This window comes from Brucella ciceri (assembly GCF_041930145.1).
GTDB classification, from domain to species: domain Bacteria; phylum Pseudomonadota; class Alphaproteobacteria; order Rhizobiales; family Rhizobiaceae; genus Brucella; species Brucella intermedia.
In genome coordinates this window covers 447,935-473,914 of sequence record NZ_JBHEEV010000001.1, presented here as the reverse complement: position 1 = coordinate 473,914, position 25,980 = coordinate 447,935, and the positions used below count along the sequence as shown (strand labels likewise).

Below are 25,980 nucleotides of genomic sequence, written 5' to 3'. Positions count from 1 at the left end.
CCATTTCTGCACGCATTCCATCGCTCGGAAAAACGGAGGCACGTGCTTTATGTTGCGTATTGCTTCCGAAATTCTGAAGTTGGTCTGCTGAGAGAGGAACACCTCTTTACTTTTGTGTGGTGTGAAATAACTAAAATACACTTCGAAAACTGACGGATGAAGTTTCAACAATTCAGTCGGTGTGCAAGTTTTTCTGTTCATTTGGCTAAATAAAATATATTATAAATTTATAATACATTACGTAGCGTCACTTTTGATTGAAATTTAAGTTTATATTTTTCTGCATTGTCTTCTGTGGACGGTCGAAGAAACGTCAATTATCGCCCCAATTATCCGTTTACAATCAGGAGAAGGCTGAGTCGCTTTCGTTCTTGAGGCGCCTCTGGCTGTTCGAGCGGGCATGATGTTGCGTTCTGTGCCTGATGCGGATTCCCTGCGGATAGTTATTCTCTGATCGTCGGAAAGGAACGGATTCTCCAACTCAAGGAACCGTTCAAGCCCCGGAAATTAACCATCTGTTAACCATTGCGCATATAGACCGGATAAACCGTTTTTTAACCAAGATGAATCAAGTGCTAACACAGTCTCGTCCAATCCGCCTGAAAGGAAGGTCCTTTCTGGCGCTGGTCCTTTCGCCTGAATTGCCGCTCGATGGCTGGCTCGACAAGCTGGACGATCTTGCAGCGCGTTCGGTTGGGTTCTTTCTCAATCGTCCGATCGTTCTCGATCTTGAAAATGTAACGATCGAGCGCCCGCAACTGGTGCAATTGCTTGAGGATCTGGTTAGCCGCGGCGTCTGGATCACTGGTTTCGAAAATGCACGGCCTTCGCTCCTCGGTCCCGGCATGCCGCCGGCGATGCGGGGCGGACAGCCTGCAGCCGATTTCGATCCGGAGATCGCGGAATCGAAACCGAAGGAACGCGCGCCGGCTGCGCCAGCATCGGTGCAACTGGTCAAGGCTGTACCATCCATGGTCGTCACCGAGCCGGTCCGGTCGGGGCAGTCGATCTATTTTCCAGATGGCGATGTGACGATTGTCGGTTCTGTTGCATCCGGAGCGGAAGTGGTGGCTGGCGGATCGATCCACGTCTATGGCGCATTGCGCGGCCGCGCGATGGCGGGAACAGCCGGAAACGCCGATGCGCGCATTTTCTGCCGCAAGATGGAAGCCGAGCTTGTCGCTATCGACGGCCTCTACAAGACGGCGGAAGACATGGAAAGCAGATTGCGCGGACAGGCTGTCCAGCTGTGGCTCGACGGCGACTATATGATGGCCGAAACGCTGGGCTAGCACGTTTCCAACAGGCGAAACGCCTTTTGGGAGCGCAGGTCCCGAACTGATTTCAGGCACGTTTGAGTGCCGCAAAAGAAAAGCAGAGCATCTCATATCCCGGGTAACGGATGCTCTGGAGGCGCGCGGGAGATACAGGAGACAAATATGGCAAAAGTGATTGTTGTAACTTCCGGTAAAGGTGGCGTTGGCAAAACGACATCTACCGCCGCAATCGGCGCCGCGCTGGCGCAACGCGGCGAGAAGACCGTCGTTATCGATTTCGATGTCGGCCTGCGCAACCTCGACCTCGTCATGGGAGCGGAACGCCGCGTCGTGTTCGATCTGGTCAATGTCATTCAGGGCGATGCAAAGCTTCCGCAGGCCTTGATCCGCGACAAGCGTCTTGAGACGCTCTATCTGCTGCCGGCTTCGCAGACACGCGACAAGGATAATCTGACCATCGAGGGCGTCGACCGCGTCATGGAAGACCTCAAGAAGGAGTTCGACTGGATCATTTGCGACAGCCCTGCCGGAATTGAACGCGGTGCCACGCTGGCAATGCGCCATGCAGACATGGCGGTGGTCGTCACAAATCCCGAAGTATCGTCGGTGCGTGATTCCGATCGCATTATCGGCCTGCTGGACGCCAAGACGCTCAAGGCCGAGCGTGGCGAACGTGTGGAAAAACATCTTCTCCTGACCCGTTACGACCCGGTTCGCGCTGAACGCGGCGATATGCTGAAGGTTGAAGACGTTCTGGAAATCCTGTCCATCCCGCTTCTGGGCATCATTCCCGAAAGCCAGGACGTTCTGCGGGCCTCCAATATTGGTTCCCCCGTGACGCTTGCCGATCAGCGCAGTGCGCCTGCATTGGCTTACCTCGACGCAGCCCGCCGCCTTGCCGGTGAAGAAGTGCCGATGACTGTTCCATCCGAAAAGCGCGGCCTTCTGGGTAAACTTTTCGGAAGGAGAGCGGCATGAGCCTGTTTCGTTTCTTCAGCAAACCTGCTTCCGCGCCACAAGCGCGCGAACGGTTGCAGGTTCTGCTCGCCCATGAAAGGGCATCGCACGAACATTCCGATCTTGTCGCGGTATTGCGGGAGGAAATCCTTGCCGTCATCGCCAAGCATATCCAGATCGATCGTGACAAGGTCAGCGTGAAAATGGATCGGGGCGACCAGATGTCGACGCTGGAAGTCGATATCGAGCTTCCACTGAAGACGAAAGCGAAGGTGCGGGCAGCCTGACGAACACCGAACTTGCGGATAGCCAGAAAGATGGAGGGAAAACCATGAACCGCGGTGCACTTCTCACCAGATTGAAGGAGCTTCAGGAGCTTCCAAAGTTTCAGAAGCGGGATATCTGTAGCATAAGCGCTTTCTTGCAGCTCGAGGCACTGGCAGAGCACGTCAGGGTCTGTGAAGAGGCAGCAGGTGTCGCGCAAACGGGGCAGGATCATTGATCCTGCCTTTTTCTTGTTGTTCGCTTGGGCGATAGACAGCTCTTCGGAAAGCCAGCCGGAAGAGCGCGCCGGATATTCGCGCCTTCACGGCACGGCAAAGAACATCTGCAAATAGCAGCCGAGGAAAACAAGGGCGATCAGCGCCGCGATGAGGAACAGGAGCTTCATTCTTCATGCATCGCTCAATCGCTGTTCACGTTCAAGAAAACAGATGGTGATTGACCGAAGGGTAAGGAAAAGCCTTGTCTGGTTTCTCGCCTTGCGACAGCGCGCCCGGTTGGATGGCAGTCATTTTTGAGGAAGGGGCGCAAGTTCCCGGCGCGCTGTCGTGAGGACGGTCTGCGTCAATCCTGCAAGTCGGTCGGCCGCCAGGCGGTTCACTTGCCAGAACAAGGGAATATCCAGAGCCGTATCGGGGATTAGCTCAACCAGCCGCCCGGCTTTCAGATGCTCGCCGACCAATTGCACCGGGTTCATCCCCCATCCCATGCCTGACAGGCTTGCATCGACGAAGGCCTGCGTCGAGGGAAGCCAATGCGTCGGGCAAGTCATATCGGTTCCGAGAACAGAACGGACCCAGCGATCCTGCAATCTGTCCTTTTGGTTAAATGTCAGCGCGGGGGCCTTGGCAATCGCATCGCGGGTTACTCCGTCGGGAAAATACCGGGTGATGAAATCCGGCGATGCTGTGGCGCGATAGCGAAGAGTACCAAGCGGGGTGAGACGGCAGCCTTGCACGGGTTTGGGCAGGGAAGTGACAGCGGCGACGACGCGTCCCCGTTGCAGCCATTCGGCGGTGTGATCCTGGTCATCGACGGCAATGTTGAAGAGATAATCCGATGCGGTGCTGAAATGCGAAATCGCATTCAGAAACCAGGTGCCAAGGCTATCGGCGTTGGTGGCTATATGAAGCGTAACGCGCTGAGCACTATTCTCGCTGCCGGACAGTCCTGGCAATTCCGCCAGAAGCTCTCGTTCGAGCATGCCGACCTGCTCGATGTGACGGCATAGCCAATCACCCTTTTCAGTTGCCGTGCAGGGCGTTCCCCGCTCAATCAGGACCGCGCCCAGCCGCTCTTCCAGATGTTTGACGCGCTGGGAGATCGCAGACGGCGTAACACTCAAAGCACGTGCGGCTTTTTCAAAGCTGCCTGTCTGCACTACCATTGCCACTGCTCTCAGAGCAGAATAGTCGATCATTAGGTTTCCTAAACTGAGTTTATCAGATTTAACTATTCTAATGGGCTTCCGTCCGCTATCCAAGGGCCAACTTACTCCCAGATGGCGACCACTCATGAATCCTTCCGTCTACGTCACCGGCCTCACCATGGGCCTCAGCCTGATTGTTGCTATTGGCGCGCAAAACGCCTTCGTGTTGCGGCAGGGATTGCGGGATGAGCATGTGTTTGCTGTCAGTCTCGTTTGCGCCATATCGGATGCCATATTGATCCTTATTGGCGTGACGAGCTTCCAGAAGATCGCTGCCATCATGCCGGCGCTCGATCCCATCATGCGATACGGCGGAGCGGCTTTTCTGATCTGGTATGGTGCCCGAAGCCTCCATTCGGCCTTCACATCCTCTGCCGTACTGGCGACGGCGAACGGGGCGTCCGTAAGCCTGACGAGGACGCTGGCAACCTGTCTGGCGCTGACATGGCTCAATCCGCATGTTTATCTGGACACGGTCGTTCTTCTCGGAACGATCTCCACGCAGTTTCCCGGTTTGGAAACATCGTTTGCCGCAGGTGCGATCACTGCGTCTTTCGTGTTCTTCTTTTCGCTCGGTTTCGGTGCCCGCTGGTTGCGCCCGATTTTCGCCCGTCCATCTTCCTGGCGTATTCTGGAAGGCGTGATTGCACTTACGATGTGGTCAATTGCGCTGAAGCTCGTGATCGGCATGTAAGGAAAAAGCCGGAAGCGATAAACGCATCCGGCTTTTTTGAGTTTTCAGTGGGACGTTGTCTATAGTCCCATTGCCTTGAGTTCCTGAAGCGGAGGGATCGTCTCGAACATGACAGGATCGAGGCGGTCCCAGATGATCCCGCAGGTCGGCTTATGCGGGTCTTTAACCTCTATGGTGCGGGTGGGCGTGAAAATCACGTCCGCAACCGTGTCGTAGATATCGGGCGTCAGCTTTTCGGACAGAACCTGACAATCATGCACGACAGCGGCTGCCGGCGTAGCGGCGGTGATGCGACCCAGACGGTAGAGCATGCCCCATTCGGCATCGAAGAAACCATGCCCCTTGCCGAAACGGACCCCTTCCAGATTGATGGCCCCGGTGCCCGTGACCATGTAGTCGATGACCGGCAGGGCCGAGATGTCTTTCAGCGTTACCGGCTGCCCGACACGCTCCATGCCGTCAAGCGTTGACGCATAGAGGTAGTGATCCGGCGAAATCAGTTTCGGATCGAGAACCCAGAAGCCGCGCCTGATGGAGTAAGTGGTTATCAGAACGGTCTTGCCGTCCTTGAGGGCCTGAAGGCGAAGGCGGTCGAGACAATTGTCGGGCGTGATGAAGATGAAATCGGCATTCTGATAATAGCGATGGCTGGTCAGGCGGGCGACCGCCTCCTCGCCGCCTTCAAAATCCGCGATGAATTCGCCAAAGTCGAAATGGAAACGGCTATCCGGAACAGCGACCTTGCGCAACTCGCTCCACACACGTTCGCGAACGGAAGCTTTGTGATCGGTGATTTCCATGGGGACTCCTTGCATTTTAGTCTGCCGGGCTCATACCCCGGCGGGCGAGCACACGGCGCTCGCAGAGGGCTACGATCTGGTAGAAAAAGACAGACAGCATGACGGAGACCACGGCGACGGCCCAGATCATGCCGTAGTCGAGATATCCGCGCGATTGGTTGAGCAGGTTTCCAAGGCCTGTTCCGGTGGCCAGCCATTCGGCGATCATGACCCCGAGCAGAGCGCGCGGCACGGCGAGGCGGATGGCCGCGAAGAGATAGGGCAGGGACGCTGGCACCGACACCAGGCGTATCTGTTTCCAGACATTCGCGCCGTATGCGCGGGGTACATCCAGCGCAGCCCGGGGAACCAATGCCATACCCTGCGCCATGGTGACGAAGGCGGGAAAGAATGTGACCGAAATGGTGATCCAGAGGATGACGGACGGCCCGCGCCCCAGCAACAGAACGAGCAGAGGCGTCAGTGCAACCAGAGGCATCGTCTGAGTGACGAGGGCGACAGGCATGAAGCCGCGCACGATGGCTGGTTTGGCGACGGACGCAATGGCGAGTGCAAAGGCAAACAGGATGCCGGCGGCCATGCCGAGAAATGTGAGCGGCAAAGTCTGCAAAAGCGCTGTCAGCAGTTTGGTCTGGGCGGCGGTCGCGGACGGAGCGAGGAACAGATAATCGAACAGTCCGGCAGGTGTTTTCGCTATCATGGCTGGCGTTCCCATGACGACAAGCAACAGCCACCACAAAAGGAACGGAAGCGCGACTGAACAGACAGTGAGAACATAGTTCAGCCCGCGAGAGCGGTGTTGGACAACATCTGGAGCGCTGGCCGGGACGGTGATTGCCTTGGTGCTGCCCGTCAGTACCTTCGCAACAACAGAGAATAGCGCATAGGCCAGCCCCGCGAGCAGGGTAGCGCACAGGCCGATGCCCCATAACCGGGTCGGTTCGGCTCTCCCGAGAGAACCGATCAGATAGGCACCAAGACCGAAGCGACCTCCTCCGCCGAATTCGGCCAGGATGGAACCCAGAACCGCATTCGGAGCAGCAATGCGTAGACCCGCGAGAATCGACGGAAGTGCAGATCGCAATTGCGCCAGGCGCAGCACTTTCCAGCGGTTGCCGCCATATGCACGAACGATATCGATCATGCGGCGGTCCGTCTGGCTGATGCCTGTTACGGTGGCGGCCATGGTGATGAAATAACAACCAAGCGCTGCCAGCGTAATACGCGGCGTCATGCCCGAAAAGGTCAGCACCAGAATGGGCGATATGGCGATTGGAGGCAGTGCGAAAATCGCGATGTTGACGCCACGTCCGAGCTTTGCAGCAGCAGGAAATAGCGCGAACAGGATGCCTGCTGCCACGGCGATGAGATTGCCGATGATAAATCCAGCGCCTGCGCCTTCAAGTGTTGCCAGTATATGGGCGGGATAGTCGGCCCGATCTATCCAGAGACGAGCCAGTATAGCCGACGGTGCCGGAAGGGCGCCATCTGCGATCAGTGAGAAGCGACCGCATATCTCCCATATCGCAAGAAGGATAATCCAGTTGCGCAAGGTCGAGAGATGGGTGGACGGCTTCACGTCAGCCATGCAGGGCCTCCGCGATGGCATCCTCCAGCGCGTGGAACTGCGATGTGCTGAAAATCTCGGGGCTGCGCGGGCGCTCCAATGGAATATCGATGATCTGCGCGATGCGTCCGGGGCGACTGTGCATCACCACGATCCGGTCGGCGAGGAAAACCGCCTCGTCTATGCCGTGGGTAACAAGCAGGGTGGTCGCCTTGCTTTCCAGCCATATGCGTTGAAGCTCAATATTCATCTGGCGGCGCAATATCTGGTCGAGTGCGCCGAAAGGCTCGTCGAGAAACAGAACGCGCGGATCGGTAACCAGTGAGCGGGCAATTGCGACGCGCTGGCGCATGCCACCGGAAAGCTCGCCCGGAAGCGCCTTTTCGAAGCCTTTGAGACCGACAAGAGCGATAAGCTCGGCAATTCTGTGAGACTTCGCAGAACGCGAAAGACCGAGGACATCAAGCGGCAAAGCGATATTGTCTTCGACGCTGCGCCAGGGCATGAGCGCCGCGTCCTGAAAGGCCACGCCCGTCAGCCCGGCTTTTGCCGCCTTGACGGGGCTTTTATCCATAACCGAAATCGCGCCGCTGTCGGGTCGGTCAAGACCGAGTGCCAGCCGCAACATGGTCGACTTGCCGCAGCCCGATGGCCCGATAAGTGCTGTGAACGACCCGGCCGGGCATTCAAGGGAGACATCGGATAATGCAATTACATTCGTGCCACGCCCTGAAAAGGAGCGTGTCACGTTTTCAAGTTTGATCCCGGACATTTCTGGCATCAAATCTCTTCAAGAAGCGTGGTGTCGAAATGATCGCGCTTGGCGGCGATGCCGATCGTACCGAGAGCCGCGATCGTTTTTTCGATGGCTTCCTCGCTCATGGAGAATATGCCATGGGGGGACTCGATCAGCGGCTTCTGGGCAGTGTTGAAATAGACTTCATTTTCCACTGACCGGCCCGTACCCTTAAACCAGCTGTCGATAAATTTGGGCGGGTAGGCTGCCGGGTCCTTGAGGTTTTCATCCCAGCCCTTGCGGCTTGCGCGAAGGAAAGCAACAATATCCTTGCGCTTCGTCTTGAGCGTTTCTTCCGTAACGACCACCGTATCGTTGAAGATGGTGAAGCCGAAGTCATAAAGCAGGAAGAATATGGCCTCTTCACCGGCCTGCTTGATGGTGAAGGGAACGTTGGTCGTAAAATCAAGCGACGCGTCGATTTCACCCTTGATAAGCGGCGTTGGGTCATACGCGTAAGGGACGATGTTAACCTGGGACGGATCGATCCCCGAAATCTTCAGCATTGCCTCGACCGAGATGACATTGACCGGCGGTACCGCAAGGGTCTTGCCGATGAGATCCTTTGGTTCCCTGATCGGATTCTTGGCGAGCGAAACAATGCCGATGGGATTCTTCTGATATTGGGCGCCGATGATCTTGAAAGGTGCGCCCTGTTCGACGATAGCCTTGATCGTCGTGTCCGGAGTGGTGAGTGTCAGGTCAGCCTTGCCCGCAATGATCGCGCTTTCGGGGATGACATCCGGACCGCCGGAAATGTAATTGAGATCAAGGCCTTCTTCTCGATAAAAACCCTTGTCGGCCGCAACAAAATAGCCGCAGAATTCCGCGTCATTGATCCAGGACGCTTGAAAGTTGAACGGCGTATCGGCATCGGCAAAGCGGCTCATCGCAGGAAAGGTGGCAGCAGCTCCCATAAGTCCGAGAAAACGGCGACGATCCAAGGCAATATTCATCGAAACTTCCTTTTGGTGCTGAATTTTCAGGCTATGCCGCGTATGCGGGCGAGTTCACGCAATGGTGGAATCGATTGTATTTCCTCTGCCGAAACCTCGTTCCAGCGGACGCCGCGCGGTCGGCGACGATTGCGCGTTATTTCAATCAGACGGCTTGGTGTGGCAATGAAATCGAGAGCAATATCGCTTTCGGAGACGTTGAGGCGCTCTTCCACGATCTGCACGTCGTGGACTGCTGCGACAATCAGGGATTGCTCGTCTGCAAGCCCCAGGTCGGTGAACATGCCCCATTCCAGATCGAAGAACGCATGGCCTTTGCCAAAGCGGACTCCATCAATGGAAACAGCGGATGCGCCAGTCGCCACGACATCAAAACGGCCGATATGGGTCAGGTCTTCGAGGCTGACCGCTCGACCGAAATGTTCCATCCCGTCAAGCCAGGCTGCGGCTTTCTCCAACCCCGGGGGAACGGATCCCGGTTGCAGTAGGAGAAAGCCGCGCTGCATGCCGTAAGTCGGCATGATGAATGGTGTACCCGACTTGATCAGGCGACGGCGCAACTCGATCATGGAATTATCCGGAGTGACAAAAACCAGATTGGCCTTTGCAAACCCTTCAAGCGCCAGCAAACGATCGGTAGCTGCCTCGACACCCTCAAAGTCCGGAATGAATTCCGAAAATTTGAGGTGGAAGCGTGCATCAGGACGTGCGACATCTTTCAGTCGCTCCCAGATGCGCTGCCGGGTATTGCGGGAATACGCCATGGAGATTCCATGAATTTCAACGTTTCACTATCAATGAAACAAATGTTTCAGTATTGCAAGAGGCAATGATAAGCTTTTTTGGTGCATTAGAGATTCGGAATAAACGCACATGGCTTCACGTCTGGTACTGCGCATACAGGAGCGCTACGCAAAGCTCACGGCAGGAGAGCAGAAAATCGCGCAGCTAGTACTTGAGCGCGAGGACGATATTCTGATTCACTCCGCCACTGAAATCGCGGAGATGGCCGGTGTATCCAAGGCAACGACGGCCCGTTTCTTTCAACATCTGGGCTATGCCGATTTCAACGAAGTAAAACTTCAGGCGCGCGAGGAGCGCAATCGCACCGAGCCCTACGAATATTCGGCCACAATTGATGAAGAAGTGCCGCTGGTGCGTACCATCAGCGCGCATCTTGATCTGGAGATCGCCAATATCACGCGAACCTTCGAGGCGCTGCGTTCCGACAAGATGCGCGAGGCTGCGGAACTGATCGCGGCCGCGCCGCGTGTCTGGGTGATAGGAATGGGGGATGAGGAAGGGTTCGCACGCTATGCGCGGCTCCTGTTTTCCAGGCTGCGGCACAGCGTGATGATCCTTGGCATCAATCAGGGTTCATGGGCTGAAGATCTGGCCATGACCGGCCCGAAAGACGTGCTGTTGCTGATCACGCTGCCACCGCATCGGGCTCTGTTAAAGCAAATTCTGGGATATGCCGCTACGAGCCGGCTGAATATCGTGACCATTACGGACCGTGGATCGGTTTCAGAGGCGCAGCGATATGCCCGCGTCGTCCTTCCATGCCATGTCGACAGTTTCGCATTGGGGGCATCCTATACGGCTGTCAGCAGTGCCATTCGGCTTCTCGCTTTGACCTATGCTTCGCTTGCAGGGAAATCGGCGCAACAGCGACTGGAGATCGTTGCCGGGATACACGACGAACTTGACGATATAGACTGAAGTCTCCCCTTAGTTGCTGCGCACGTGCTCCGGGCGGAAGCCGACGCCGATCAGTCTGCCCGCGAGGTGCGCGAGGATTGGCCAGCGGGCGAGATACCGCATGAAAGCGGGCGGTCCATCCGGCCTCCCGTTTTTCGTCTCGCGTTTGCGGCGATCGCTGCGCATCATGAGTTGCAGCTTTTGCGTCGCCTTTGTGGGAAAGCGGCGTCGCGCCTCGACGGCTGCAAGATGGCGGGACAAGACGTCGTTACTCTTGAGCGGCGCAGCCAGATTATTTGCGGCCGCTACAGCATCCTGAATGGCAAGATTGACTCCGAAACCACCGATAGGCGACATGGCATGGGCGGCATCGCCGATGCATAAAAGTCCCGGTTTCCACCACTTCTTCAGTCGATCGATGCGCACACTCAACAGATGGACGTCGTCCCATGTATGTATTTCGTCCATCCGGTCAGGGGGCAATGGGGATACTTTCGCTACCGCTTCCCTGAATGCATCGAGCCCTTTCTGTTTTACCTCGGCGAAAGTCTGCTTGCGCAGCACATAACCGCATTGCCAGGAGTCGCCGCGATCGATCATGACGAACCCCTGCCTGGGGCCGCCATGACCCATCGTATAGGGCGGGTCATCGGGAAGGTGAGACAGTTTCATCCAGAGTATCTCGCTTGGCGAACCAAAGCTCTCGATCTCCATACCGGCTTTTGTGCGCACCACGGAGTTTCTGCCGTCGGCACCCACTACGAGTTTAGCGCTGATATCGATCGTTTCAGCGGGCGTTGCCGCAACTAGACCGGTGACGTTTCCGTCCCGTTCAATCAGTTCCACTACGTTGGCCGGCATTATGAGTTTGAAATTAGGATACTTCGCAGCTTCGCGTGCAATGTAATCCAGAAATTCCCATTGTGGCATGAAAGCGATGAATCTGCACCGCGCTGGAATCCTGGAAAAATCCGCTATCGTTATGTCCTGGCCGCCGATCTCCGCATGTAAGCGGTACGCCTTGGTATGGGGTAACGCAAGCAGGCCGTCCAGCAAGCCAAGCTCATGCATGATCTGAAGAGTGGATGGATGAATTGTGTCGCCACGGAAATCCCGCAGAAAATCCGGGTGCTTCTCGAGAACCGTCACGCTCACGCCTGAACGGGCAAGCAGAAGACCTAACATCAAGCCTGCTGGCCCGCCGCCCGCTATCACGCAGTCCGTCTTTATGGAGTTGCTATGCGATGTGACTGGCTGCGTCATGACTTATCCACTCAACCATGCTGGTGCGGTCCAAAAGACATAAAAAGACCGGCGCTCTCGTAGGTCAAGCGCCGGCTGGAAGTCTACGCGACCAGAAGAGGTCAAAACATGAATTAAATTATCATGTTTTATTTGTCAAGTTATCAGCCAACGACCGGAAGCCGCAGAAAATGAATGCTATAATGTTATAAACTCAAAACAGCACGTTTTTTGGGGGGCTAGCCGAGAGCGGGCGGCTTGCTTTTACCGAGCTGACGTTCCCGGAAGACAGAAAACAGTCCGGCGCCTACGACGATAAGCGCACCGGCGACAATGTTCCATGTCAGCTGTTCATGGAATACCGTAACTGCGATACATGCGCCTATAACAAGTTGAAGATAGGTGATGGGCTGCACTTCTCCAGCCTCCAGAATGTCATAGGCACGGATCAGGAAGTAGTGACTCGCGATGCCGCAGGCGCAAAGAGCCGCCATCCAGAACCAGTCGCTCCGTGCAATCGGCATCAGATAGAAGCTGCCTACGAATGTAAGGGCCGCAGCACCAGCCATCCCGGTATAGAAGAAGCTGGTCATGGCGTCGTCGCTTTTGCTGACGGCGCGCGTCGCAACAGCATAGACGGCGAACATGACCATCGCTGCAACAGGCAGAAGCAGGGACGCGTCGAACTTGGCATTGACGGGATTAATGATCAGCAGGACACCGATCAGTCCAACGATGATCGCCGTCCAGCGCCTCCATCCCACCTTTTCACCCAAAAACGGTACGGAAAGCATGGTCACCAGCAGCGGTGCACCCTGAAAGATCGATTGCGCCGTTGCCATGCCTGCACGGCTGAGCGCGAAGATGAAGGTCACGATTTCGGCGGCAAGCAGAATACCGCGAAAAAGCTGCAGAAATGGGCGGTTCGTCGCGGCAGCTTTGGCGATGCCGCCGGAGCGAATGGCAAGCAGAAGAACGAAAGCTGCAAAAACCCAATAGCGGATCATCGTTATCAGGATGGGCGAATAATGCGTACCAAGGTACTTCGAGATACCATCCTGCGTCGCGAAAATGGTAACCGCGAGAAGTGTGAATAGATAGCCTTGGCCTTTGCGTGTCATGGCGCACTCATATCGGGACAATCCCGCAGGTGCTACCCATAAATTCTCATATGCTCAGATAGTATGGGGCCGGACTTTATCGACAGAAAGGCCGGCGATTAGCGCCGGCCTCTCCGTGGTCAAAACTGCTTTCGCTCAGTTTTCGGTATGGTGCTGCTTGGCGAGGTCCTCAACGCTCACGTCCGGTTCATTGCGGGTTTTATAAAGCGAATACAGTACTCCGCTTGCGAGGATGGCCAGCGTCGCGACAAGCGACAGCAGCGTGTTGATGTGAACGCCGAGCGGCACGAGGAAAATCTTGATGCCGATAAGCACCAGAATGATTGCAAGCGAGACCTGCAGATAGCGGAACCGGTTCATCGCAGCGGCGAGTGCGAAGTAAAGCGCACGCAAACCCAGAACGGCAAAGATGTTCGAGGTGTAGACAATGAACGTGTCCTGGGTAACGGCGAAGACGGCCGGGACAGAGTCGACCGCGAAGATGAGGTCGACTGTTTCCACCATGATCAGAGCAACTGCCAGTGGTGTCAGCCAGGTGACCATCTTGCCGGTCTTCGGATGCGGTTGCTTGACCGTAAAATTGCGGCCATGCAACTCGCTGGTGATGTTGAACCGACGGCGCAGAAATTTGAAAACGGCGTTCTGTTCGATGTCAGGCGTCTCGTCCTTGTGACCGAACATCTTGAAGCCGGTGAAAACAAGGAACGCGCCGAAGAGGAAAAGAATCCAGTTGAACTCGTGCACAAGTGCCGCGCCCAGCCCGATCAGGATTGCTCTGAAGGCGATGACACCGAGAATACCCCAGAACAACACGCGGTGCTGATAAAGGCGCGGAATGCCGAGAAAGCCGAAGATCGTGGCGATGACAAACATATTGTCCATCGCGAGGCTCTGCTCGATCAAGTAACCGGTATAAAACTCCAGGCCGGCTTCCGCTCCGCGCTGCCACCACACCCAGCCACCGAAGGCCAATGCGATCAGAACATAGAAGCCATAAAGCAGGAGGCTTTCCTTGGCTTCGATCTCGTGTTCGTCACGATGGAGAATGCCGAGGTCGAAGACAAGCAAGCCCACGACGACAACAATGAATGCCGCCCAAAAATATACAGGTGTACCAAGAAAATCGCCCGATAGGGCTACAATAAGCGAATCCATCGCCGGACCATCTCCATTTGAACAAGTGGAGCAGCCCCGACATCGCCATAGCGGTAGCCATGACCAGAGGGGCCCGGCGCTGCATTTCTTCAAATGTGTATGGTTTGGCCAAGTTCAAGAGTGGAAACTGAATTTTTTGTAATGTTGCTCGAATTCGAAATAGCCAAGGAGATCGCGGGCCCGAAGGGGCCCTATTCCTGAGTGTGTGCAATGGATACTGATAGTTGGGGTCAGGCACCGAACGCCGAGCACTGAGGGAGCATTTTTTTGGCAATGGCGACATGAACTTGCCGCCAAAAAGCTAAAAAGTATCCAAGCTTTTTCTCGAAAGCAAATGGCTGGGGGACCTGGATTCGAACCAAGACTAACGGAGTCAGAGTCCGCTGTTCTACCCTTAAACTATCCCCCAGCAGGGATTTGCATACGCCTTCAACTTGGAGGCCCGCAAGCGCGACAGAAGCGTGTACTCGTTCGCGACGGCCCCCATCTAGCGAACTCAAACACCGAACGCAACACTTTTCTTTGAAAAAAATCAAAGCGATTTCAGTTATCCAGCGATTGCTTATTTCGAGTGTTCGGACCGTTGCGAAATGGCTTGCAGAGAAGTGTCCTTCCCAAGCAGCCACATAAAAAAGCCCGGCCAGCGGAGGAGCGGCCGGGCAATGGGCAGGCTGGCCGGGAGGGGGCCCGGCATGTGAAGGTGGCGCCTGCCAGATGTAGAGACTACCGGTTCAGCATATCCGGCGTGTTGCCTTGATCCGCAGACGTGCGTCTGCTAGTTCGCTTAGAACCTGGGTAGGATCCTCAATGCCTCGATAATGCACTGCCGTGTAGATATCCTCACGGCGCAGCCCGATATCGCGTAGCATGTGATCGTCAAAGTCGCTCAGGTTCAGCAATTGCCGTCGACCCTTGGAAAACGCCCAGCGACGCATGATCGACGTGAATACGGCTTTCACCATTTGCGTGAGCGTGGAGGTCGAGGCGCTCGTTGCCGGTAAATGCGTGGTCGTTATCTTGCTTGTCGCTGTCATGTCCGCTCTCCTTTGATTTAGCGGGGCTAGGTTATCCTCATCGTCAGGGTCATTCGCTTGCGCGGCTCCTTTTCCTTTACGATGGCGGCTTTATCCAACAATCGAATTGATTGTTCCAGCGAATGTTTTTAATGTCATTCTTCAATAATAGTGATGGATCACGCTAATGAGCACGCCTCTGGATCTCGATCAGTTGCAGACCTTCATAGCCATCGCGGACATGGGCAGTTTTACGCGTGCCGCGGACGCTGTTTTCAAGACGCAATCAGCCGTTTCGATGCAGATGCGCCGTCTGGAAGAGCGCATCGGCAAACCTTTGTTCGAACGCGACGGACGGACCAATCGTCTTACCGAAGAGGGGGAGCGGCTATTGCTCTATGCACGCCGCATGATGCAGCTCAATGGTGAAACCATCGCGGCCTTCGACGATACTCAACTGGAAGGCCACGTTCGCATCGGCACACCGGACGATTATGCCGATCGCTTTCTGCCGGAAATCATGGCGCGGTTTGCACGATCGAACCCGCGCGTCGAATTGTCGGTTGTGTGCGAACCCACCGTCAATCTGGACGAAATGATCCGTCGTGGAACGCTGGATATTGCCCTAGTCACCCAGTGCGATGACAAACGCCGGTCCGAGGTGGTTCGCACGGAGCCCTTGCTTTGGGTTACGTCCGCCAACCACGCGGTGCACGAAGAAGCCGTATTGCCGCTGGCTGTCGGGCGTCCAACCTGTATCTGGCGTCATGCCGCTATCGATGTGCTGGAAGCGGCCCGGCGTGATTATCGCATCATAATCACGAGTTGGTCTGCGACAGTGCTGGCGGCGGCAGTTCTTTCCGGGCTTGCGGTTTCGGTACTTCCGGAGTGCGCGCTCCGCCCGGGTATGCGTGTTCTTGGCGAAGCTGACGGGTTTGGAATGCTGCCGGAATTCGGCATCGGCATCATGCGCGGCCATACAAAACAAAACGCTGTCGTAGATGCACTTGCGCAGCACATCATTGAAAGTCTAGACAATATATCGTCACCGCAACCGGGCGCGATGGCTTCGGCTGAAATATCGCCGTTTCCTGCGGTCCGCACGAGGAGGGTGCGAGCCAACGAATTGCTGCCAGGCTGGTGACGAAGCAGTAAATCGCCGCATGGCTTCTTGACCAGCCATGCCACCTGGTTGCCTATGATGGGATGAGCATGGGTTCCGATTCGAGTTTTACCGGCGCATCGTCCAATGTCGCTGAATATAGCGTGTCCGAGATTTCCGGCGCGTTGAAGCGCACGGTCGAGGATGTGTTCGGGCATGTGCGCGTGCGCGGCGAAATTTCCGGCTATCGTGGTCCGCATTCGTCGGGCCATGCCTATTTCGCGTTGAAAGATGATCGGTCGCGTCTTGAGGCCGTGATCTGGCGCGGCTCGATGAGTCGGCTGCGCTTCCGTCCTGAAGAAGGAATGGAGGTCATCGCCACTGGCAAGCTCACGACCTATCCGGGTTCTTCAAAGTATCAGATTGTCATCGAACAGATGGAACCCGCCGGCGCGGGCGCCTTGATGGCGCTTCTGGAAGAACGCAAACGGCGGCTGGCTTCGGAAGGCCTTTTCGATCCCGCCGTCAAGCAACTCCTCCCTTTCATGCCTCGTGTGATCGGGGTGGTTACTTCTCCAACCGGGGCAGTCATTCGCGACGTTATTCACCGGATTGCAGACCGTTATCCGCTGCACGTCATCGTCTGGCCCGTGCGTGTGCAGGGCGAAACAAGCGGTCCGGAAGTGGCCACCGCAGTACATGGTTTCAATACTTTGCCGGAGGGCGGGGCAATTCCGCGGCCCGACGTGGTCATCGTGGCGCGCGGTGGCGGCAGTCTTGAGGACCTTTGGGGGTTTAACGACGAAATCGTCGTTCGGGCTGTTGCCGCATCGCACATACCCGTGATTTCGGCTGTCGGCCACGAAACCGACTGGACCTTGATCGATCTCGCAGCCGACATTCGCGCCCCCACGCCGACCGGTGCGGCGGAAATGGCCGTGCCGGTAAAGGCCGACCTGCTGGCGGCGCTGGCGGGGCAATCCGCACGGCTTTCCTCGGCTATTTCCCGTTTTATCGATCTGAAACGGCGAAGCCACCGTTCGGCGGCGCGCGCTCTCCCATCGGCTGACCAGTTGCTGGCTTTGCCGCGTCGGCGGTTCGATGAAGCGGCTTCGCGTCTCACCCGTGCTCTTTTCGTCAACACGCAGAAGAAGCGGGTACACTTTGAAGGGCATGTGCGACAGCTATCGCCGCGCCTTCTGCAACGTCGGTTTACGGAACTGGAACGCGGTATTTCCGTTCTCGGGCAAAGATTGCCTCGAGCCCTTGAGACATTCCTGAGGGAGCGCCGAACGACCTTTACACATCGGGCAAATCGTCTATCGGCAGAGCCGATACTGCGGCGCACGAAACTTGCAACCAATTCCATGGAACAGCTGGACCGCCGTCGTGACCAGGCGGTGCGAATTCTCATCGAAAGAGCCAAACGGCGCGGGCAGGAACTGGAGCGCCTCATGCGCACGCTTTCTTACGAAAGCGTGCTGGAGCGTGGTTTTGCGGTTGTCTTCGACGCAGAAGGGAAGCCGATAAAGCAGGCTGCAACCGTATCGGCGGGTGACGCCTTGTCGATACGGTTTCGCGATGGTGACGTGGCTGTCATTGCGGATGAGGGGGGCGGGAGCGAGCCCGCAAAGCCCGTTCAAACAAAGAAAGTTCAATCTCCCGGATCCGGTAATCAGGGATCGCTATTTTAGCAACAGTCGCTCGCTGTATTTTCCGCTTTGTGCCGGGTTTGTGCAGCCTTAAGGCTGACTTAAGCTTGAGCATCTTTTTCTCGCGCATCTGTCATTGCTAGAGATTCAGGATGTCGCGTAAAAAATCCCAGGACGACCTTACAAATGGCTTCGCGAAGGCTGCTTTCAGCCGTCGCGGCTTTCTCATAGGCGCCAGCGCCTTTGCATTGTCGGGCTGTGTCTCGACGGTGCCAGAGCCGTCTCAACCGGTTAAAAAACTGCCTCAACCTGCGCCGTCGCGACCGGTACCGCTGATGTACCAGGCGTTGCCTGACGAACAATTCCCGATCCCGGCCGTCGATACGAGCAAGGTCGATCCCAAATTCTGGCGGCAGGAGGTCGATTATCCAACCGATGAAGTGAAAGGCACTGTTATCGTCGATACGCCGAACAAGTATCTCTACCATGTTCTCGGTAATGGCCGGGCCATGCGCTATGGTATTGGGGTCGGGCGCGATGGTTTTGCCTGGGCGGGACGCGCAAAGATCGCTTACAAGCGCCAATGGCCGCGCTGGACGCCGCCGGATGAGATGGTCGCGCGTCAACCCGCCCTGGAGCCTTACAGCATCGCCAATGGCGGAATGCCTCCGGGGATCAAGAACCCGCTTGGCGCACGAGCGATGTACATTCACAAGGATGGGCGGGACACGCTTTATCGCATTCACGGATCACCGGAAGCCTGGAGCATCGGCAAGGCGGTATCGTCCGGGTGCATCCGTATGCTCAATCAGGATGTAATCGATCTTTACAACAATGTGCGCGATGGCAGCACAATCGTCGTGATACCGGATCCCAGCAAAGGCCAGCAGGTTGTGAGCTGAAAAAAAGGGCGCGAATAACGCGCCCTTTTTTAATGGATGTGGTCGAGGCCTACGCTCAGTAGGCATATTCCAGAAAGATTGGGTCGACCGACCCTGCCCATACACTGTTATATGCTTTCAGCATGCGCTCGGCGTCTGTGATGCCAGCCGCAACGATTTCCTCAAGCGGTGCGAGGAAATGCGTTTCGTCATGGCCATCGCTGTTGAGCTTGTTGCGGTTCAAAAGGCCGAGCCTGGAAATTTTCAGAGTTTCGCGTGCGACCTGTTCCAGCGGCTTGCCGCGGAAGGTTGTATTCAGTGCCTTGGCTGGAACTTCGTTGCGCAGCGCGAGAACTTCTTCGTAGGTCCAGTCCTTGGTCAGAAGCTCGGCCGCCGTCAAAGCTTCTTCGTCGTAGAGCAGGCCGACCCAGTAGGCGGGAAGTGCGCAGATGCGGCGCCAGGGGCCACCATCGGCTCCGCGCATCTCCAGGAAGCGCTTCAGGCGCACTTCCGGGAAAAGAGTGGAAAGGTGGTTGGTCCAGTCGCCCATGTTGGGTAGCGGGTCACTTACTTCGCCTTTCAGCGCTCCATTCATGAACTGCCGGAACGTGACATGCGTGCAGTCATGATAATGACCGTCGCGCAGGATGAAATACATCGGAACATCAAGCGCCCATTCGACATAGTCAGCAAAACCAAAATTTTCCGAAAAGACGAAAGGCAGAACGCCCGAACGCTGATTGTCGGTATCGCGCCAGATATTCGAACGCCAGGACAGCAGGCGGTTCGGCTTGCCTTCCGTGAATGGAGAACTGGCGAAAAGTGCTGTCGCCACAGATTGCAGCTTCATGGATACCTGCATCTTGCGGCGCATGTCCCGTTCGGAACTGAAATCCAGATTCACCTGAATGGTTGAAGTGCGGTACATCATGTCCAGACCTTCATGCCCCACTTTCGGCATGTAGTTGGTCATGATCTTGTAGCGCGATTTCGGCATGATGGGCGTTTCGGCCAAGGTCCATTTCGGGCTGCCGCCAACGCCAAGAAAGCGGATGCCGAGCGGCTCTGCAATTTCGCGAACCTGGGAAAGATGTGCATTCACCTCACGGCATGTCTGATGAATGGTGGAAAGTGGTGCCCCGGAAAGCTCAAATTGGCCACCGGGCTCAAGCGAAATCGCACCCTGTCCGGTTGGTTCTACCAGACCGATGATGTTGCCTTCATCGATGATGGGCTCCCAGCCAAGCTTGGCCTGCATGCCTTCGAGGATGGCTTTGATACCGCGCGGACCCTCATAGGGAACCGGACTGTTGTCGGCTGTATAGAATGGAAATTTTTCATGCTCGGTGCCGATGCGCCAGGCGTCTTTGGGCTTGCATCCGCCAGCCAGATAACCTGCCAGTTGTTCAACGCCCGTCAGTGCCGTTTCGTCCGTCGTATCGCGCGCCATGCAGTCTGTCCCTAGTCGATTTTTCGCGTTTCAGCGTGATTGGACAAATTTGTCAAATCACGCAAGTCAATTCCATTGAACATCGGGTTTCGAGAATGTCATCCTGCATTGCGCCAGTCTCCGAGCACGGATTGCACCAAAGCCATGGCTGCGACGGCAGCGGTATCGGCGCGCAGGATTCGTGGGCCGAGGGGAATAGCCGTCACGTATGGGAGCCTTCGGAGTGTCTGGCGCTCGTCTTCGGAAAAACCACCTTCCGGACCGATCAGCAATGCGGCAGGGCCGGGCTTCATGGCTTGCAAGATGGTCAGCGGATCGTCCGATTCGTGTCCTTCATCGCAGAAGATCAGGTGACGGGTTTCGTCCCACTGCTCGATGAATCGGTCAAAGCGAATGGTTTCGCGGCATGCCGGCAAGGAAAGAACGCCGCACTGTTCCGCGGCTTCTATCGCATTGACCCTGATACGGTCGGTTCCGAGTTTCGGTACCTGAGTGTGCTGTGTAATGACCGGTTGCAGAACGCCCGCACCCATCTCCACTGCTTTTTGCACCATATAATCCAGCCGTCCCTGTTTCAGCGGGGCGAAGCAATAGATCAGGTCACTTGCTGGGGGCTGCGGACGCGTTTGATCGAAAGGTTCGAGAAAAAGCCGCTTTTTACCTTCCGGCCTCAGTCGTGATTTCCATTCACCGTCACGTCCGTTGAAGGCGAGGATTTCATCCCCCTCCTTCAATCGCAGGACATGGGTAAGATAATGTGCGGCCTGCGAGGCAACCTCGATCTGGCTGCCAGATTGGAGGTCGTTTTCGACGTACAGTCTCTGCATTTTGTAATTTGCGCGCATGTCAGCATCGATGGCAGAGGGCAGGGGCGGCGGTCAAGCGCTTTGGCGACGCATGTCGAGGCAATCGATGAGCATTCCTACACAAACAATTGATGGGAAATATCAGGGAAGTTGCATTTAACTAGATTGTATCCATATAGGTATGAAGCTATCTATTTGAATGGAATTGATGTGATGAAACAAGCGTGGGTCGAATTCGCGCCGCTTCTTGCCAGTACTGCCAGAGGATGGCGGAAAGCTTTCGATGCGGCGATGGCGGAACATGGTCTTTCCGACGCGAAAGCCATACCGCTGATGACCCTCTTGCGGCATGGAGATCGTATTCCTCAAGGTGTGCTGGCCGAAAGGGTCGGTATTGAGGGCGCCACGATTGTCCGGGTCGTCGATGAGCTGGAAAAGGATGGCCTGATCCAGCGGATTGCCGATGATGCCGATCGTCGCGTCAAGCTCATCCAACTGACAGGGGATGGCCGCGCTCTTGCCGCCAAGGTGGAAAAGTCTGCTGCCCGTCTTCGCGCTCTTTTCCTCGGCGATTTCGACTCCGATGCGGTCGATGTCGCCATGGAAGTCTTGCGCAAGCTGAATGAGAAATTTCAAACATAGTCTTTCTGATCGGCCGTCTGACCGGAAAGACGCAGTGCGTTCAACCGGTGCCCCCACAAGCCATGACGAAACCAGCCGAAACAAACCCCAAATTTTGGGATGTAGTCTTTTCATTGAAGACTTTCGCTGCGGGCATGCTTGCGCTGTGGATCGGTTTGGTGGCCAATCTGCCCAATCCTTACTGGTCCATTGCGGCGGTCTATATCGTGGCGCATCCCTTGTCTGGGGCCACCACGTCCAAGGGGTTCTATCGCCTCATCGGTACGATTATTGGCGGCGCGGTGACCATTCTGTTCGTGCCGCATCTCGTCAATTCGCCTGAAATTCTGACATTGGCCATCGGCCTCTGGATGGGGCTTTGCCTTGCAATCAGCCTGCTTGACGGCACACCGCGCAGCTATCTGTTCATGCTTGCCGGTTATACGGTGGCAATCGCCAGCTTTGCCGTTGTTTCCGTGCCGGAAACCACCTTCGACTACGCCGTGGGACGAGTGGAGGAAATCGCGATCGGCATCATTTGTGCCGCTGTCGTCAATCGTCTCGTTTTTCCGCGCCATAGCGGTCCGGTGCTCGTCAGTCGTATCGATAACTGGCTGCGGGATGGTTCAAAGCTCGCGCTCGCGAGCTTGCGGGGGGAAGGCGCGACGCCCGAATTCCTTCGGGATCGGCAGCGTTTGGCGGCCGATGCGCTGGAGCTGCGCAATCTGACCACGCATGTTGCCTATGACACCTCGTCGATCAGGAATGTCGGTGCGCTGCTTCATGTGTTGCAGCAGCGCATGGTGGCGGTTCTTCCGATCATATCAAGCCTGCACGACGTGCTGGCGCTGAAGCCCGGTGAAAACGAGAAGCCCTGGCATCCGGCGGTGCAAAAGCTCCTGGACGAAGCTTGCGACTGGATAGAAAGCGGCGAGAACCTGACGGAGGAACGCCGCGCCGTCCTGTTACGGCTGATCGAAGACATTGACCGGCACGGGAAAGATGCGACAAGCTGGGGCGAATTGCTGCCTTTCAACGTGGCTGCGCGCGTTCGCGATCTGGTCCAGATATGGAGCGATTGTATCACACTGCGTCAGGATATCCTGTCGGGTTCGCGGCATTCGCTACGGTGGCGCCGTTATGACGCCCATCTGAAAGCTCGCCCCATGCATCGCGACTACGGCATGGCGCTTCTGTCAGGCTTTTCGGCTTTTCTGGCCACCTGCGTGGCAACCGCTTTCTGGATCGCCAGCGGCTGGTCCCAAGGCAGCGCCGCAGCCATGATGGCGGGCATCTTCTGCTGCATCTTCGCAACGATGGACGATCCTGTGCCAGTCATGCGCAAGTTCAACTGGCTGCTTCTGATCGTCATTGCGGCTGCTTTCATTTTTGAATTCGCGCTTCTGCCGCTTGTGGACGGCTTCTTCCCGCTGGTTCTGGTGCTGGGGCTTTTCCTCATTCCGGCAGGCCTGCTGCTTGCCATTCCGTCGCAATTTTTGCTGGGAATGGTTCTTTGCGTAAATCTGCCGAACATGCTCATGCTGCAGGGCCATCTGACCCACGATTTTGTGAGTTTTGCCAACGCCAATCTGGCCACGGTTCTGGGGATCGTGATCGCCGCGGCGGTAACTTCGATTGTACGATCGGTGGGGGCGGAATGGAGCGTTCGCCGCCTGATCAAGGCGGGCTGGAACGACATCGCGCTTGCCGCCGAACGCCGCCCGGGACGACATCGCCGCCAGCGCATGAACCGCCTGCTGCTCCGCATGATCGACCGCATCGGCATGATGACACCTCGCCTGGCGCTGGTTGCGGCGGCTGATGTCGCGAAGGTCGATTTGCTGCGCGACCTGCGAAACGGCATGAACACGATCGATCTTCAGCAATATCGTTCCAAGCTGCCCGAAAACTGCCGGGCGGCTGTTGATGCGGTGCTGGACGGTGTCGGTGCGCATTACAGAGCCTTGGCCAGCAAGCCGCAGGAGGCTGATGAGATCGACAGAAATCTGCTCGTCTCCATCGACGAAGCGATCACGACCATCATCGAAAGCGGATCGCCGGCAAATGCCAAGCGCACAAGAATGGCGCTGGTCGCCCTGCGCTTCAACCTTTTCCCGAAAGCGCCGCCTTTTGCCTTGCCGCCGCGTCCGCTGATGGAACTTCCGCAAGCAGCCTAGAACAACAATGTGATTTGTGATGCAACCTGAACTCGACATTTACGGAATTTACATTCCGACCCTCGGCGTGCTGGCGCTCGGAGCCTATTTCGCAAACACGATTATGCAACGCCTTCTGGCGCGCGCCCGCTTCTACCGTTTCGTATGGCACCGGCCCCTGTTCGATGCTGCCATGTATTTTTGCATTCTCGGCTCAGCAGCCGTCATTCTCAATGGACCGCTATGAAAAAGCTCTTTGCACATTCAGGCCGTGTGTTTGTAACCCTCGTCATGGTCACGATGGCGGGGCTTCTTGGCTGGCATTTGTGGGACTATTACATGAACGCGCCTTGGACGCGCGACGGCAAGATTCGTGCGGATGTTGTGCGTGTTGCGCCGGATGTTTCTGGACTGGTTGGCGAAGTGCTCGTTCATGATAATGAAGCGGTCCACCGTGGCGATGTGATCTTCCGCATCGATCAGGCCCGTTACAAGCTCGCCCTGCAAACGGCGGAAGCCAAGATCGATAGCAGCAAGGCGGCGCTCGACATGGCCAACCGCGATCTGGTTCGCTATCGCCAGCTTAACGATACGACCGTGACGCGTCAGAAACTGGAACAGATTGAAACGACGGCTCAGCAGGCAGAAGCTGCCTATCGGCAGGCGCAGCTGGATCGCGATCTTGCAGCGCTCAATCTGGACCGTTCATCGGTGAAAGCGCCCGTAAACGGCGTGGTGACCAACTTCTCGCTTCAACCGGGTGACTATGTTTCCGCAGGTTCGGCTGTGACGGCTCTCGTTGACACGGATTCCTACTACGTCTCCGGTTATTTTGAGGAAAACAAGCTCGAACGTATCCAGGTAGGCGATCCGGTGGTGATCGATATCATGGGCAGCAAGGTTCAGCTCAAGGGGAAGGTCGAAGGTATTGCGGGAGGTATCGAGGATCGCGAGCGCAGCGACTCATCCAGCCTGCTGGCGAATGTTTCGCCAACATTCAACTGGGTCCGGCTGGCGCAACGCGTTCCGGTGCGTGTGAAGCTTGAAGACGTGCCTGATGGTGTACACCTTGTTGCGGGCCGGACAGTCAGCGTGTCGATAGTGAACTGATCGATGACCCCGCTGTTGTCCGGGTCATTTCCATGTTACCGAATGTGAAAGTCGGTGGGGGATTCTCATGGGTGTACTGGTCGTTCAAAACTACCAAGGCTCCGGGTTGGGGCAGATTGAACCCATACTGACAGATGCGGGTTTTTCCATCGATCTGCGTCATCCCTACGATGGGGATGCGCTACCGGCGGCCGACGATGGATATCGGGCCCTGATCGTTCTGGGTGGCGAACAGAATGCGCTCGCCGATGACGAATGTCCTTATTTCCCGCATTTGCTTGAACTGATACGCAAGTTTGGCCGCAGCGATAAGGCCGTTCTCGGCATTTGTCTGGGCAGCCAGCTCATAGCTCGCGCATATGGCGGCGAGAACATTCTGGATCGACCCATGGAGTTCGGCTGGCGGGAGGTTCAGCTCACGGAAGAGGGTAAAAGCGATCCAGTCCTGTCCGCGGCGGGTGAGGCCTTTCCAATCTTTCACTGGCACCGCGACACGTTTTCGCTTCCCGGGAATGCCATCCACATGGCCACCAGCGATATGACACCTCATCAGGCCTATCGCATCGGGCGTGCGGTCTACGGTACGCAGTTCCATTTCGAGGCAGACACAAAGCTTGTGGCAGAGTGGAACGATCAGCTTGGCGGCTTGATATCAGGCTTCGCACCTCAGTGGACTGAGCAGTACCCAGTCCTTGCAGAGACATTGGGGATAAAGGCAGATGCTGCAGGCGCTGTATTAGCAAAAGCTTGGGTTAGCCAAATCTAGACGCATCGTAACTGCCTTTTAACCTTAAGTCGCAGTTTTGCGTTGCCGCTTTGCCACACCGTTCAGCCAAACAGTGCTTCCCCGAAAAAAGCGGTGATCCGGCTGGAACCGTTCAGTTGCGGGTAACTTTTTTCGGGTGTAACTGAACGCCGTCTCCCCGGGCAGCGACCGAATGGGCAAGGCTGATCGCCATGCTCGCAAGTGGCGGCTCGTCTAACGAACTTTGTCCGGCCCCGTCGAAAGAGTTTCCGAATATGACCGCCAAGCATGCCGCTCTTCTCACCGTTCTGATGGTTTCCGCGATTGTGTTCATGGCAGTCGGCATATTCACCGTCGACGCAGGCGACAATGCTATGTCGACCGACGGGTACGGCATTTCGAGCGCGCACTAGATCGCGTTTCGATCTGATTGGATCAGGTCGGCGTTTTATCTCTTTTTGACGCGC

The 25,980-nt window shown here is 56.3% G+C and carries 26 protein-coding genes and 1 tRNA gene; 14 read left to right on the top strand and 13 right to left on the bottom strand.

Annotated features, from left to right (window positions below; all coding sequences use genetic code 11):
- Positions 1-563 precede the first annotated feature (563 nt).
- The 3 genes from minC (at position 564) to minE (ending at position 2,521) form a co-directional block, all read left to right on the top strand.
- Positions 564-1,292, top strand: coding sequence for a septum site-determining protein MinC (gene minC / locus JNC63_RS02150; protein WP_006468447.1), 729 nt, complete (start codon positions 564-566; stop codon positions 1,290-1,292).
- Between the two features lie 147 nt (positions 1,293-1,439).
- Positions 1,440-2,255 (top strand): septum site-determining protein MinD, encoded by an 816-nt coding sequence (minD, locus tag JNC63_RS02145; protein ID WP_006472480.1) that lies wholly within the window; start codon positions 1,440-1,442, stop codon positions 2,253-2,255.
- On the top strand, positions 2,252-2,521 hold the full coding sequence (gene minE, locus JNC63_RS02140) for a cell division topological specificity factor MinE (RefSeq protein WP_006468449.1): 270 nt from the start codon (positions 2,252-2,254) through the stop codon (positions 2,519-2,521). The genes minD and minE overlap by 4 nt, the downstream gene beginning before the upstream one ends.
- Positions 2,522-3,024: 503 nt before the next feature.
- Here minE and JNC63_RS02135 read toward each other — a convergent pair.
- The gene (locus JNC63_RS02135) at positions 3,025-3,936 is read right to left on the bottom strand and encodes a LysR family transcriptional regulator ArgP (protein WP_036565607.1); all 912 of its coding nucleotides are present in this window, start codon (positions 3,934-3,936) and stop codon (positions 3,025-3,027) included.
- A gap of 94 nt (positions 3,937-4,030) precedes the next feature.
- Here JNC63_RS02135 and JNC63_RS02130 point away from each other — a divergent pair, with 94 nt between their 5' ends.
- Positions 4,031-4,639 (top strand): LysE/ArgO family amino acid transporter, encoded by a 609-nt coding sequence (locus tag JNC63_RS02130; protein ID WP_006472482.1) that lies wholly within the window; start codon positions 4,031-4,033, stop codon positions 4,637-4,639.
- Between the two features lie 59 nt (positions 4,640-4,698).
- Here the strand turns inward: JNC63_RS02130 and JNC63_RS02125 are convergent, their stop codons facing one another.
- Genes JNC63_RS02125 through JNC63_RS02105 form a run of 5 tightly spaced genes read right to left on the bottom strand, consistent with a single transcriptional unit; the run spans position 4,699 to position 9,522 of the window.
- Positions 4,699-5,439: a 5-formyltetrahydrofolate cyclo-ligase gene (locus tag JNC63_RS02125; protein ID WP_006472483.1), complete on the bottom strand. Its 741-nt coding sequence runs from the start codon at positions 5,437-5,439 to the stop codon at positions 4,699-4,701.
- A 16-nt stretch (positions 5,440-5,455) separates the two neighbouring features.
- On the bottom strand, positions 5,456-7,027 hold the full coding sequence (locus JNC63_RS02120; protein ID WP_006472484.1) for an ABC transporter permease: 1,572 nt from the start codon (positions 7,025-7,027) through the stop codon (positions 5,456-5,458).
- Positions 7,020-7,787: an ABC transporter ATP-binding protein gene (locus JNC63_RS02115; protein WP_006472485.1), complete on the bottom strand. Its 768-nt coding sequence runs from the start codon at positions 7,785-7,787 to the stop codon at positions 7,020-7,022. The genes JNC63_RS02120 and JNC63_RS02115 overlap by 8 nt, the downstream gene beginning before the upstream one ends.
- Entirely contained in the window at positions 7,787-8,758 is a 972-nt protein-coding gene (locus JNC63_RS02110) for an ABC transporter substrate-binding protein (RefSeq protein WP_006468456.1), read from the bottom strand. The genes JNC63_RS02115 and JNC63_RS02110 overlap by 1 nt, the downstream gene beginning before the upstream one ends.
- Before the next feature lie 26 nt (positions 8,759-8,784).
- A complete protein-coding gene (locus tag JNC63_RS02105) occupies positions 8,785-9,522 on the bottom strand; it encodes a 5-formyltetrahydrofolate cyclo-ligase (RefSeq protein WP_025092082.1) in 738 nt (245 codons plus the stop codon).
- Between the two features lie 109 nt (positions 9,523-9,631).
- Between JNC63_RS02105 and JNC63_RS02100 the strand changes: the two genes are divergently transcribed.
- Positions 9,632-10,480, top strand: coding sequence for a MurR/RpiR family transcriptional regulator (locus JNC63_RS02100; protein WP_006468458.1), 849 nt, complete (start codon positions 9,632-9,634; stop codon positions 10,478-10,480).
- A gap of 9 nt (positions 10,481-10,489) precedes the next feature.
- Here JNC63_RS02100 and JNC63_RS02095 read toward each other — a convergent pair whose 3' ends face one another.
- The 5 genes from JNC63_RS02095 to JNC63_RS02075 form a co-directional block, all read right to left on the bottom strand.
- Positions 10,490-11,722: an FAD-dependent oxidoreductase gene (locus JNC63_RS02095; protein WP_006468459.1), complete on the bottom strand. Its 1,233-nt coding sequence runs from the start codon at positions 11,720-11,722 to the stop codon at positions 10,490-10,492.
- A 218-nt stretch (positions 11,723-11,940) separates the two neighbouring features.
- Positions 11,941-12,822 carry a DMT family transporter gene (locus JNC63_RS02090; RefSeq protein WP_006472486.1) on the bottom strand — a complete coding sequence of 294 codons (882 nt, stop codon included), beginning with the start codon at positions 12,820-12,822 and terminating at the stop codon, positions 11,941-11,943.
- Between the two features lie 135 nt (positions 12,823-12,957).
- Positions 12,958-13,977, bottom strand: a complete 1,020-nt coding sequence (locus tag JNC63_RS02085) for a TerC family protein (RefSeq protein ID WP_006472487.1) — start codon at positions 13,975-13,977, stop codon at positions 12,958-12,960.
- Positions 13,978-14,312: 335 nt separating this feature from the next.
- Positions 14,313-14,386 (bottom strand) — tRNA-Gln (locus JNC63_RS02080).
- A gap of 322 nt (positions 14,387-14,708) precedes the next feature.
- Positions 14,709-15,011, bottom strand: coding sequence for a DUF1127 domain-containing protein (locus JNC63_RS02075; protein WP_006468462.1), 303 nt, complete (start codon positions 15,009-15,011; stop codon positions 14,709-14,711).
- Between the two features lie 166 nt (positions 15,012-15,177).
- Between JNC63_RS02075 and JNC63_RS02070 the strand changes: the two genes are divergently transcribed.
- The 3 genes from JNC63_RS02070 (at position 15,178) to JNC63_RS02060 (ending at position 18,646) form a co-directional block, all read left to right on the top strand.
- On the top strand, positions 15,178-16,134 hold the full coding sequence (locus JNC63_RS02070; RefSeq protein WP_006468463.1) for a LysR substrate-binding domain-containing protein: 957 nt from the start codon (positions 15,178-15,180) through the stop codon (positions 16,132-16,134).
- A gap of 68 nt (positions 16,135-16,202) precedes the next feature.
- Positions 16,203-17,786: an exodeoxyribonuclease VII large subunit gene (gene xseA, locus JNC63_RS02065; protein WP_025092081.1), complete on the top strand. Its 1,584-nt coding sequence runs from the start codon at positions 16,203-16,205 to the stop codon at positions 17,784-17,786.
- A 110-nt stretch (positions 17,787-17,896) separates the two neighbouring features.
- On the top strand, positions 17,897-18,646 hold the full coding sequence (locus tag JNC63_RS02060; RefSeq protein ID WP_006468465.1) for a L,D-transpeptidase: 750 nt from the start codon (positions 17,897-17,899) through the stop codon (positions 18,644-18,646).
- A gap of 55 nt (positions 18,647-18,701) precedes the next feature.
- Here JNC63_RS02060 and JNC63_RS02055 read toward each other — a convergent pair whose 3' ends face one another.
- Complete coding sequence (locus tag JNC63_RS02055) at positions 18,702-20,075, bottom strand: glutamate--cysteine ligase (RefSeq protein ID WP_006468466.1); 1,374 nt, start codon at positions 20,073-20,075, stop codon at positions 18,702-18,704.
- A 98-nt stretch (positions 20,076-20,173) separates the two neighbouring features.
- A complete protein-coding gene (locus JNC63_RS02050; protein ID WP_006468467.1) occupies positions 20,174-20,920 on the bottom strand; it encodes a 16S rRNA (uracil(1498)-N(3))-methyltransferase in 747 nt (248 codons plus the stop codon).
- Between the two features lie 174 nt (positions 20,921-21,094).
- Between JNC63_RS02050 and JNC63_RS02045 the strand changes: the two genes are divergently transcribed.
- The 6 genes from JNC63_RS02045 to JNC63_RS02020 all read left to right on the top strand — a co-directional run bounded on the left by JNC63_RS02045 (position 21,095) and on the right by JNC63_RS02020 (position 25,926).
- Positions 21,095-21,523, top strand: a complete 429-nt coding sequence (locus JNC63_RS02045; protein ID WP_006472490.1) for a MarR family winged helix-turn-helix transcriptional regulator — start codon at positions 21,095-21,097, stop codon at positions 21,521-21,523.
- A 62-nt stretch (positions 21,524-21,585) separates the two neighbouring features.
- Positions 21,586-23,679, top strand: coding sequence for an FUSC family protein (locus JNC63_RS02040; protein ID WP_006468469.1), 2,094 nt, complete (start codon positions 21,586-21,588; stop codon positions 23,677-23,679).
- Positions 23,680-23,698: 19 nt separating this feature from the next.
- Positions 23,699-23,905, top strand: coding sequence for a DUF1656 domain-containing protein (locus JNC63_RS02035; protein WP_006472491.1), 207 nt, complete (start codon positions 23,699-23,701; stop codon positions 23,903-23,905).
- Complete coding sequence (locus JNC63_RS02030) at positions 23,902-24,768, top strand: efflux RND transporter periplasmic adaptor subunit (RefSeq protein ID WP_006468471.1); 867 nt, start codon at positions 23,902-23,904, stop codon at positions 24,766-24,768. The genes JNC63_RS02035 and JNC63_RS02030 overlap by 4 nt, the downstream gene beginning before the upstream one ends.
- A 67-nt stretch (positions 24,769-24,835) precedes the next feature.
- The gene (locus JNC63_RS02025) at positions 24,836-25,534 is read left to right on the top strand and encodes a type 1 glutamine amidotransferase (protein ID WP_006468472.1); all 699 of its coding nucleotides are present in this window, start codon (positions 24,836-24,838) and stop codon (positions 25,532-25,534) included.
- 254 nt (positions 25,535-25,788) lie between these two features.
- On the top strand, positions 25,789-25,926 hold the full coding sequence (locus tag JNC63_RS02020) for a hypothetical protein (protein ID WP_006472492.1): 138 nt from the start codon (positions 25,789-25,791) through the stop codon (positions 25,924-25,926).
- The last annotated feature ends 54 nt before the right edge of the window (positions 25,927-25,980 follow it).